Here is a 236-nt window from a genome sequence, read left to right as displayed (position 1 = left end):
TGGTGACCGACACTGGCAACCAGATCCTGGACATCCACCACCTGCAGATCCCCGACCCGGTGGCGCTGGAGCGCGAGCTCAACCAGCTGCCCGGCGTGGTCGCCGTGGGCCTGGTCGCGCGCCGCCCGGCCGATGTGGTCATTGTTGGCGGTGAACCGCCGATGGTGTTCTGATATCCACAGTCGGCACGCCCGTGCCGGCTCTTCTGCGAGGACCGCCCATGCCCTTCATTCGCA

Annotated in this window: 1 protein-coding gene; it reads left to right on the top strand. The window is 67.4% G+C overall.

From position 1 onward, the window contains the following. Positions 1-173, top strand: a 173-nt coding sequence (locus ACQG3P_RS23500) for a ribose-5-phosphate isomerase A (RefSeq protein ID WP_426806390.1), incomplete at its 5' end; no start/stop codon positions are given. Positions 174-236: the final 63 nt, after the last annotated feature.

It is taken from the genome of Stenotrophomonas sp. SrG (genome assembly GCF_050031795.1).
Classification (GTDB): Bacteria; Pseudomonadota; Gammaproteobacteria; order Xanthomonadales; family Xanthomonadaceae; genus Stenotrophomonas; species Stenotrophomonas rhizophila_A.
This window is presented reverse-complemented; position numbering and strand designations above follow the sequence as displayed.